Genomic DNA, 1,633 nt, shown 5'->3' on the forward strand with positions numbered 1-1,633 from the left:
GTAAATAACCCTCGACTGAAGTCGAAGGCTTTATTGTGAAACGAGAGCATGGTTGATCCCATTTCCAACATCAGGCGTATTTACAGCCGCCCTCGACAGCGGGGCACCGCTGCCGATCCGGGCAAGATTTCGACTCGCATTCAAGTCGCTGTGCGCCCGGAGACCACAGTGTTCGCACACGAAACGATGTTTGCTGCGCTTGCCGATGCTTCCGCAGTCGGAGCAGGTCTGGCTGGTATAGGCCGGGTTCACGTATTCGACCGCAATACCCGCCGCTTTCGCCTTGTATTCGACGAAGCTCTGAAGCTGCCGCCATGCCCAGCGGTGCAGGCGGCCACGCATGCGCTTGCCCGCCTTGATGCGGGAGCGAATGTGCGTCAGGTCTTCCATCGTGATCTTGGCGACACCAGCCTGGATGGCTGTCTGGACGATGGCCTTGCTCGTTTCGTGATTGATGTGCTTCACACGCCGCGCCTCCTTGCCGGAGACCTGCCGGAGCTTTTGTTTGGCGCTCTGACTGCCGTTGGACTGGAGGCGGCGGCGCAGGGCAAGGTAACGGTCGCGCTTATCGCGCAGTGGCTCGCCGCCGAAGACCTTGCCCAAGCTATGGGCGGCGAGGTTGTTTTCTCCGACATCCACACCCATCACAGGGCCGGATGCCACAGGTTCCGCGTCGCAAGACTCGACGACAAGGTTGAAAAACCACTGCCCTTTGCGCAATACCAGCTCCGCCTCCTTCGGCTGGCCGGATTTAAGGATGCGGCGCTGATGTTCGCCGGGACGCATTGCGACCTTGATACGGCCATCAAGCGTGTAGAGCGTGACAGCATCGTTCTTGAGGGTGTAGGTGCGTTTGTCGAAGTGCACGCTGGGGCGGTCGAAGCGGATTTCCGGGATCGGCTCATCTTTCCTGATGCGCCCGAGTTCCTTTTGCGCCTTGTAGGCCTTGCACACCGAGAAGATGACGTTGCAGCACATCTGGCTGCCCAGCGGCGTGGCCTCCCGCAGGTTGCTGTACGTTCGCTGGTGCAGCCCAACCCGGTTCCACAGACGATACTCACGCACGATGGGAACCAGACGGTTGCACGCATCCGCGTAGGCTGTTCGCAACGCAGCAAGCGCTCTGGCCTGCTCCGCGCTCACCTCCAGCCGGATCGACGCCGTGCGCATCATCGCTTATCGCCTCTTGGTGACATGCTCGGAACGCTCGATGTAGCGACGGATGGTTTCGGCACTGACGTTTCCCGCCGTGCCGACGTAGTACGACGGCGACCACAGGTGTCCGCCCCACAGCCGTTTCTTCAGCGCCGGGAACTGCTGGAACAGACGGCGAGCCGTGACGCCCTTGAGTACCTTGACGGCATCGGCCACGGCAATGGCAGGCGGGATGCTGACGAACAGGTGGATGTGATCCGGCTGAATCTCCTTGGAAATCACCGGCCAACTCCGTTCCGCGCAAATCGCATCCAGCATCGCCCCTGTTTCCTCCGCCACCGCTCCAATCAGTACGTCGCGCCGATACTTCGGGCACCAGATCACATGGTACGCCGTTTGATAGACACAATTACGTTTCGTGACAACATCGACCATGGGTCAAAGTTTACGCCACATGGTGCGCTTCGCGCACCCGCAA

The 1,633-nt window shown here is 60.3% G+C and carries 2 protein-coding genes; both read right to left on the reverse strand.

Translation table 11 applies throughout. The features are described from left to right. Positions 1–30: 30 nt before the first annotated feature. Positions 31–1,173, reverse strand: coding sequence for an RNA-guided endonuclease InsQ/TnpB family protein (locus LQ956_RS14815; RefSeq protein ID WP_238630330.1), 1,143 nt, complete (start codon positions 1,171–1,173; stop codon positions 31–33). A gap of 3 nt (positions 1,174–1,176) precedes the next feature. After that, positions 1,177–1,590, reverse strand: coding sequence for an IS200/IS605 family transposase (tnpA, locus tag LQ956_RS14820; protein WP_238630331.1), 414 nt, complete (start codon positions 1,588–1,590; stop codon positions 1,177–1,179). Positions 1,591–1,633 lie beyond the last annotated feature (43 nt).

Source organism: Ectothiorhodospira lacustris, assembly GCF_022227845.1.
Taxonomy (GTDB): domain Bacteria; phylum Pseudomonadota; class Gammaproteobacteria; order Ectothiorhodospirales; family Ectothiorhodospiraceae; genus Ectothiorhodospira; species Ectothiorhodospira lacustris.